Below are 7,129 nucleotides of genomic sequence, written 5' to 3'. Positions count from 1 at the left end.
GCGGGCCGTCAGGACGCGACGAGGTCCCGGTAGTCGGGGTGCTTGTCGATCCAGCTCTTGATGAACGGGCACTGCGGCACGACCGCCAGGTCGCGGGTGCGCACGTCGTCCAGGGCGCCGCGGGCCAGCGCGCCGCCGACGCCCTTGCCCTCGAAGGACGGGTCCACCTCGGTGTGGGTGAACACGATCTCCCCGTCGCGCAGCACGTACTCGGCGAACCCGGCGAGCGCGCCGTCCTCGCGGATCTCGTAGCGGTTCGCGGCGGCGTTGTCGGTGATCTCTCTGCTCATGATCCCCTCAATGCCCGCCGGGGCCCCGGTGATTCCCGCTCAGCCCGCCTCGTAGCCCGAGTGCAGCAGGCAGTAGGTGACGGCCTCCTCCAGCGCCTGCCAGGACGCGGCGATGACGTTCTCCTCCACGCCGACGGTGCCCCACTCGCGCTCGCCGTCGCTGGATTCGATGAGCACCCGGGTGCGGGCGCTGGTGCCGTGCGCGCCCTCCAGGATGCGGACCTTGTAGTCGACCAGCTCCAGCCGGGCGAGCTCGGGGTAGAGCCGGCCGAGCGCGGTGCGCAGCGCGTTGTCCAGGGCGTTGACCGGGCCGTTGCCCTCGCCGGTGGCGATGATCCGCTCGCCCTTGGCGTGCACCTTCACGGTGGCCTCGCTCACCATGACGCCGTCGGCGCGGCGCTCCACGATGGTGCGCCAGGACTCGACCTCGAAGTGGCGCGGGCGGACCCCGGTCAGCTCCTCGCGGAGCAGCAGCTCGAAGGAGGCGTCGGCGGCCTCGTAGGTGTAGCCCGCCGACTCCAGCTCCTTCACCCGGTCGACGACGTCGCGGGCCTTGTCGCCGGACAGGTCGAAGCCGAGCTCGCGGCCCTTCAGCTCGACCGAGGCGCGCCCGGCCATGCTGGAGACGAGCATCCGCATGTCGTTGCCGACGGCGGCGGGGTCGATGTGCTGGTACAGGTCGGGGTCCACCTTGATCGCCGAGGCGTGCAGGCCGGCCTTGTGCGCGAACGCCGACAGCCCGACGTAGGGCTGCTGGGAGCTCGGCGCGACGTTGGTGACCTCCGACACCGCGTGCGCGACGCGGGTCATCTGGGCGAGCTGGTCGTCGGACACGAGGCGCATGCCGCGCTTCAGCTGCAGGTTGCCGACGAGGGTGAACAGGTTGGCGTTGCCGCTCCGCTCGCCGTAGCCGTTGGCGCAGCCCTGCACGTGGGTGGCGCCCGCGCGGACGGCGGCCAGGGAGTTGGCGACGGCGCAGCCGGAGTCGTCGTGGCAGTGGATGCCGACGCGGGCGCCGACCGCGACCACGTCGTGGACGACGTCGGCGAGCTCGTCGGGCAGCATCCCGCCGTTGGTGTCGCAGAGCGCGACGACGTCGGCGCCGGCCTCGGCGGCGGTCCGCACGACCTCCAGCGCGTAGGCGCGGTTGGCGCGGTAGCCGTCGAAGAAGTGCTCGGCGTCCAGGAAGACGCGCCGGCCCTCGGCGCGCAGGTGCGCGACGGTGTCGCGGACCATCGCCAGGTTCTCCTCCAGCGTGGTGCGGAGGGCCAGCTCGACGTGCCGGTCGTGGCTCTTGGCGACGAGCGTCACGACCGGCGCGCCGGAGTCGCGCAGCGCGGCCACCTGGGGGTCGTCGGCGGCCTTCAGGCCGGCCCGGCGGGTCGCGCCGAACGCGGTGAGCTGCGCGTGCTTCAGGTCCAGCTCGGTCCGAGCGAGCCTGAAGAACTCGGTGTCCTTGGGGTTGGCGCCCGGCCAGCCGCCCTCGATGAACCCGACGCCGAGGCCGTCCAGGTGCCGCGCGATGGCCAGCTTGTCGGCCACCGTGAGGTTCAGGCCCTCCTGCTGGGACCCGTCCCGCAGCGTCGTGTCGTAAAGGTGGAATGCATCGCCCTGCATGTTCTGCGACCCTCCGAGGGTGGGGCGGACCGGCGCCGGGAAAACGAAAAGACCCCTCACGGACGTGAGAGGTCTGCGCGCCGGCGGTGTCCCGTCAGTTGCCGGCGCGCCAGCCGATAATCACGAGGCTGTGGCGCATGATGGCATCAGTGTGCCACAGCCGTCCCACATACGTCACACGACGTCTCACGATGCGGGACGACAGTCGGCTGATCAGCCGAAATAGGCTTCGGTGAACTCCACCGAGCCGTCCTCGCCGACCTCGATACCGGCATAGATCGTCTGGTTCCGGAAGATGCCGTCGTCCCGGTAGGACAGCCGGGCGGTGCGCCGCCCGCCGAGCCCCGGGGAGGGTTCCAGCAGCAGCCCGGCCGGGACGATCCGCCGCTCGATGTCGGCGGCATCACTGACGATCTTCGGCAGGTGCAGGGCGCGCCGGCCCGCGGCGGCCTCGGTCCAGTCGCGGGCGGCGGGCAGCAGCGCCGCCGCGGCCGCGCGGCGGATCTCCGGCTCGCGGGCCAGGATCCGCCGCACCGGGCCGCGCGCGGCGGCGAGCCGCCCGGCCGGGTCGCCGGCCGGCGGCCCGGCCGCGCTCGTCAGGGTCACCGCGATGCGGCCGCGGCCGAGGGGCAGCTCGGCCCGCCACTCGTCGCGGTCGCCGTCGCGCCGGTGGAGGACGGCGCCGAAGTAGGCGTCGCGCAGCTCGTCCACCGCGGTCACAGGATCCGGTGGACCCAGCCGTAGGGGTCGGGGCGGGTGCCGTACTGGATGCCGATCAGCTCCTCGCGCAGCCGCATCGACACCTCCCCCGGCTCGCCGTCCCCGATCCGCCACTGCCGGTCGGCGCCCTTGACCTCGCCGACCGGGCTGATGATCGCGGCGGTGCCGCAGCCGAACACCTCGGTGATCTCGCCGGACTCCACCCCGGCCTGCCACTCCTCGATGCTGATCTTGCCCTCCTCGGCGGGGACGCCGAGGTCGGGGGCGAGCTTCAGCATGGAGTCGCGGGTGATGCCGGGCAGCAGCGTGCCGGTGAGGGCGGGCGTGAGGAGCCGGGCCGCCGAGCCCGAGCCGTAGACGAACATCAGGTTCATCGAGCCGACCTCCTCCACCCAGCGGTGCTCGACGGCGTCCAGCCAGACGACCTGGTCGCAGCCGTGCGCGACGGCCTCGGCCTGCCCGGCGAAGGACGAGGCGTAGTTGCCGCCCGTCTTCGCCTCGCCGGTGCCGCCCGCCGCGGCGCGCGTGTAGTTCTGCGACAGCCACACCGAGACCGGCTTGATGCCGCCGGAGTAGTACAGGCCCGACGGGGAGGCGATGACCATGAACAGGTAGTCGCGGGCGGGCTGGTTCACCCCGAGCAGGCGGGTGGTGGCGAACATGAACGGCCGCAGGTAGAGGCTGTAGCCCTCCTCCGTCGGCACCCAGTCGCGGTCGGCCTCCACGAGGGCCTCCAGCGCGCGGACGAACAGGTCCTCGGGGATCTCCGGCATCGCCATCCGCTGCGCCGACCGGTTCATCCGGGCGGCGTTCATGTACGGGCGGAACGTCACGATCGACCCGTCGGGCTGCCGGTAGGCCTTGAGGCCCTCGAACAGCTCCTGCGCGTAGTGCAGCACCTGGCTCGCCGGGTCCAGCGCGATCGGGCCGTAGGGCTCGACCCGCGCGTCGTGCCAGCCCGCGTCCTCGTTGTAGCGGATGGTGACCATGTGGTCGGTGAAGTGCCGGCCCCAGCCGGGGTCGGCCAGGATCCCCTCCCGCTCCGCGGCCGGGACCGGGTTCGGGTTCGGTGTGATGTCGAAGTCCAGGGTGCTCATCGTTGGTCCTCTCGCGGATCGCCGGCCGCGGCCCCGTTGCCGCCACGGCATCCTTAATGCCTATTGTCGTCCTACGTCCAGCCCCACTCCCCGGTCACGGCGCATACGGAAAACCGGGCGCGCCGTGGGGCGCGCCCGGAGTGCCTCGCTGCGAGGTGTCCCCGTATCGGGATCGGCGCGCCGCTAGCCCGATACTCGCTTGGCGATCGCGTCGCCGATCTGGGCGGTCGAGCGCGCCCCGAGGGCGCCGCGCTCGGTCAGGTCGTCGGAGACGGCCCGCTCGACGGCGCGGGCGGCGGCGGGGGCGCCGACGTGGTCGAGCAGCATGGCGACCGACAGGATCGTGGCGGTCGGGTCGGCCTTGCCCTGCCCGGCGATGTCGGGGGCGCTGCCGTGGACCGGCTCGAACATCGACGGGGCGGCGCCGGTCGGGTTGACGTTGCCGGAGGCGGCGAGGCCGATGCCGCCGGCGATCGCGGCGCCGATGTCGGTGATGATGTCGCCGAACAGGTTGTCGGTGACCACGACGTCGAAGCGCCGCGGCTGGTTCACGAAGAACATGGTGGCCGCGTCCACGTGCACGTAGTCGGTGGCGACCTGCGGGAACTCGGCGCCGACCTCCGCCAGGACGCGCTGGTAGAGCTCGCCCGCGAACGTCAGCACGTTGTCCTTGTGGACGAGCGTCAGCTTCCTGCGCGGCCGGGAGGCGGCGACCTCGAAGGCGTAGCGGACGACCCGCTCGACGCCGTAGTAGGTGTTGACGCTCTCCTGGGTGGCGACCTCGGCCGGGGTGCCCTTGCGCAGGACGCCGCCGACGCCGGTGTAGGGGCCCTCGGTGCCCTCGCGGACGACGATCATGTCGATGTCGTCCGGGCCGGCGCCCGCCAGCGGCGTCGCGACGCCCGGGAACAGCTTCACCGGGCGCAGGTTCACGTAGTGGTCCAGCTCGAACCGGGCGCGGAGCAGCAGCCCGCGCTCCAGCACGCCGCTCGGCACGCTCGGGTCGCCGACGGCGCCGAGCAGGATGACCTCCTGCTCGCGCAGCTCCGCGAGGACCGCGTCCGGCAGCGTCTCGCCCGTGCGGTGCCAGCGGGCGGCGCCGAGGTCGTAGTCGGTCTGCTGGAACGTCAGGTCGTGGGCGGGGGCGACGGCCGAGAGGACCTTCAGCCCCTCGGCCACCACCTCGGGGCCGATCCCGTCGCCGGGGACGACCGCGAGCCGGATGCTGCGGGAAGCCATGCGGCCACCCTACCCAACGTCTCATCCCGTGAGCAACCGTCTCAACATGAGAGACGCCGGGAGTGGGCCGGACTTGACGCGCGACCTCGCAAAAGGGACGCTCTGCCTGAACAAGTGAAAACGAGGCGGCAGTGCGCAGGAACCCGGTGCGATTCCGGGACGGTCCCGCCACTGTGACCAGGGAGTCTCCGCCACACGCGACCACGGCCGGGCGACCGGCGGGAAGGTCGGCGGCGACGGCGAGCTGGGAGTCAGGACACTGACCTGCCGTCCTCCCGCAACCGGGGTCGAGCGAACCCCGTGAGGAGACTCCTGTCATGGCCCCTTCCACGGCCTCTCCCGCCGCGCCCGCGCGCCCGGCGGCGCCCGTCGGCGTCCCGCTCCGCGACATCGTCCCGTGGGCGGTGCTCGCCCTCGTCCTCGGCGCCGTCCTGATCTACTTCGTCGGCGCCGAGCAGGGCGCGACCTCGCTGATCAGCGGCACCTGGGTGCACGAGTTCACCCACGACGGCCGGCACCTGCTCGGCTTCCCCTGCCACTGATGGGCATGCGCACCCTGCTGGTCCGCGGCATGCTGGCCGGCCTCGCGGCCGCCGCCGTGGCCCTGCTCATCGCCTGGATCTACGGCGAGCCGCAGGTCGGCCATGCCATCGCCTTCGAGGAGGCGCAGCACGCCGCGCACGGCCACGACCACGGCGACGAGGCCGAGGTCGTCAGCCGCACCGTGCAGAGGACGACCGGCCTCATCACCGCGCTCGCCTTCTACGGCGTGGCGATCGGCGGCCTGTTCTCGATCGCGTTCGCGTTCGCCTACGGGCGGCTCGGCGCGCTCGGCGCCCGCGCGACGGCCGCGCTCGTCGCGGCCGCCGGGTTCGTCGCGATCGAACTCGTGCCGTTCCTGAAGTACCCCGCCACTCCCCCGGCGGTCGGCAACCCCGAGACGATCGGGAGCCGGACGGCGCTGTACTTCGGCATGATGGCGCTCGGCGTCCTCGCCACCGCCGCCGCGGTGATCGTCGCGCGGCGGCTCGTGCCGCGGTTCGGCGCCTGGAACGCGGTGACGGCGACGGTCGTCGCGTACGTGGTCCTGCTCGGCGTCGTGTACCGGGTGACGCCGCGCCCCGAGGCCATCGCGGAGGGGTTCCCCTCCCGCGTCCTCTGGGACTTCCGGATCGCCTCGCTCGGCCTGCAGCTCGCCCTGTGGTCGACGCTCGGCCTGCTGTTCGGCTACCTGACCGAGCGGTCGGTGACGCGGGCGCGCGCTCCGCGGGCCGTCCCGGCCAAGGTGTGACGGGCTAGAGGTCGCCGCTCGCGCTCCTGCCCCGCCCTGCTCGGCGGGGCAGGAGCGCGCAGTCGCCGCACATCCCGCCGCCGGGCGGCACCCGGTAGTACAGGCAGCAGCTCCGGCGGACGAAACCCGCCGGGCCGAGCGCGCCGGTCCCGCGCAGCGGGCCGCGCCGCAGCAGCTCCGCCACGATCGGGCGCGCCGCCGCGGGCGTCCCAGGCTGGAGCGCCCCCACCAGCGCGGACGCCGCGTTGCCCCACATCAGGCCGTCGGCGAGGGAAGCCACCTCGCGGAACGCCTCGCGCAGCGGCCGGAGGCACCCGTCCACCACCGCGCGCTCGACGAGCTCGGCGGCGTCGCCGTCGACCCGCCGGCCGGACGGCTCCGGCAGCCACAGCCCGATCGGCTCTCCCGGCACCCACCGCCAGCGCAGCCCCGCCAGGTCGGGGACGATGCCGCGCGCCGCCGTGACGAGAACCGGCGACCAGAGGCGCGACGCGAGGCCCTGGAACAGGATCGAGGCCGCCACGCGCGTCTCGGCGGTGCCGAGACGCGCGGCGTAGGCGGCCGTGACCTCGCGCAACCCGGCCGCGTCCGCCGCGCGCAGCGGCGACCACGCCGGACCGGGGGGCGCGGCCGGACCGGTGACGATCGTGAAGAAGGGCCCGAGGCGGGCGGCGGCGCGCAGCGCGGCCGCCGCCTCGGTGCCGCTGAGGCCGCTCACGCGGCCGGAACGCCCGTCAGCGGGACGAGGGACCGCCGTTGTCGCGGCGGTCGAGGGCGGTCTGCAGGGCGCGCGCCGCCTCGTCCTCGGCGTCGTCCGCGGGCACGGCGAAGGTCATGGACTCGTTCATCGGTTCTGCTCCCAGGGTGGTCCACAC

Annotated in this window: 8 protein-coding genes and 1 riboswitch; of the genes, 2 read left to right on the top strand and 6 right to left on the bottom strand. The window is 73.5% G+C overall.

Features of this window, described 5'->3' with window-relative positions; translation table 11 throughout:
- Nucleotides 1-8 precede the first annotated feature (8 nt).
- The 5 genes from K1Y72_RS19180 to K1Y72_RS19160 all read right to left on the bottom strand — a co-directional run bounded on the left by K1Y72_RS19180 (nucleotide 9) and on the right by K1Y72_RS19160 (nucleotide 4,963).
- Nucleotides 9-290, bottom strand: coding sequence for a GNAT family N-acetyltransferase (locus K1Y72_RS19180; protein ID WP_220167728.1), 282 nt, complete (start codon nucleotides 288-290; stop codon nucleotides 9-11).
- A gap of 39 nt (nucleotides 291-329) precedes the next feature.
- The gene (gene cimA, locus K1Y72_RS19175; RefSeq protein ID WP_220167727.1) at nucleotides 330-1,907 is read right to left on the bottom strand and encodes a citramalate synthase; all 1,578 of its coding nucleotides are present in this window, start codon (nucleotides 1,905-1,907) and stop codon (nucleotides 330-332) included.
- A 213-nt stretch (nucleotides 1,908-2,120) separates the two neighbouring features.
- A complete protein-coding gene (locus tag K1Y72_RS19170; RefSeq protein WP_220167726.1) occupies nucleotides 2,121-2,627 on the bottom strand; it encodes a hypothetical protein in 507 nt (168 codons plus the stop codon).
- Nucleotides 2,624-3,724, bottom strand: coding sequence for a branched-chain amino acid aminotransferase (locus K1Y72_RS19165; RefSeq protein WP_220167725.1), 1,101 nt, complete (start codon nucleotides 3,722-3,724; stop codon nucleotides 2,624-2,626). The genes K1Y72_RS19170 and K1Y72_RS19165 overlap by 4 nt, the downstream gene beginning before the upstream one ends.
- Before the next feature lie 183 nt (nucleotides 3,725-3,907).
- Nucleotides 3,908-4,963: a 3-isopropylmalate dehydrogenase gene (locus tag K1Y72_RS19160; RefSeq protein ID WP_220167724.1), complete on the bottom strand. Its 1,056-nt coding sequence runs from the start codon at nucleotides 4,961-4,963 to the stop codon at nucleotides 3,908-3,910.
- 136 nt (nucleotides 4,964-5,099) lie between these two features.
- A riboswitch (cobalamin riboswitch) is annotated at nucleotides 5,100-5,225 on the top strand.
- A 55-nt stretch (nucleotides 5,226-5,280) separates the two neighbouring features.
- On the opposite strand from K1Y72_RS19160, the gene K1Y72_RS19155 reads away from it, so the two are divergent.
- Both K1Y72_RS19155 and K1Y72_RS19150 read left to right on the top strand, forming a co-directional pair.
- Nucleotides 5,281-5,505 (top strand): CbtB domain-containing protein, encoded by a 225-nt coding sequence (locus K1Y72_RS19155; protein ID WP_220167723.1) that lies wholly within the window; start codon nucleotides 5,281-5,283, stop codon nucleotides 5,503-5,505.
- Entirely contained in the window at nucleotides 5,505-6,254 is a 750-nt protein-coding gene (locus tag K1Y72_RS19150; protein ID WP_220167722.1) for a CbtA family protein, read from the top strand. Before K1Y72_RS19155 ends, K1Y72_RS19150 begins: the two co-directional genes overlap by 1 nt.
- Nucleotides 6,255-6,258: 4 nt before the next feature.
- Here the strand turns inward: K1Y72_RS19150 and K1Y72_RS37225 are convergent, their stop codons facing one another.
- On the bottom strand, nucleotides 6,259-6,972 hold the full coding sequence (locus tag K1Y72_RS37225) for a (2Fe-2S)-binding protein (protein ID WP_220167721.1): 714 nt from the start codon (nucleotides 6,970-6,972) through the stop codon (nucleotides 6,259-6,261).
- Between the last annotated feature and the right edge of the window lie 157 nt (nucleotides 6,973-7,129).

The organism is Actinomadura parmotrematis (genome assembly GCF_019458805.1).
In the GTDB taxonomy this organism is placed as follows: Bacteria; Actinomycetota; Actinomycetes; order Streptosporangiales; family Streptosporangiaceae; genus Spirillospora; species Spirillospora parmotrematis.
This window is presented reverse-complemented; position numbering and strand designations above follow the sequence as displayed.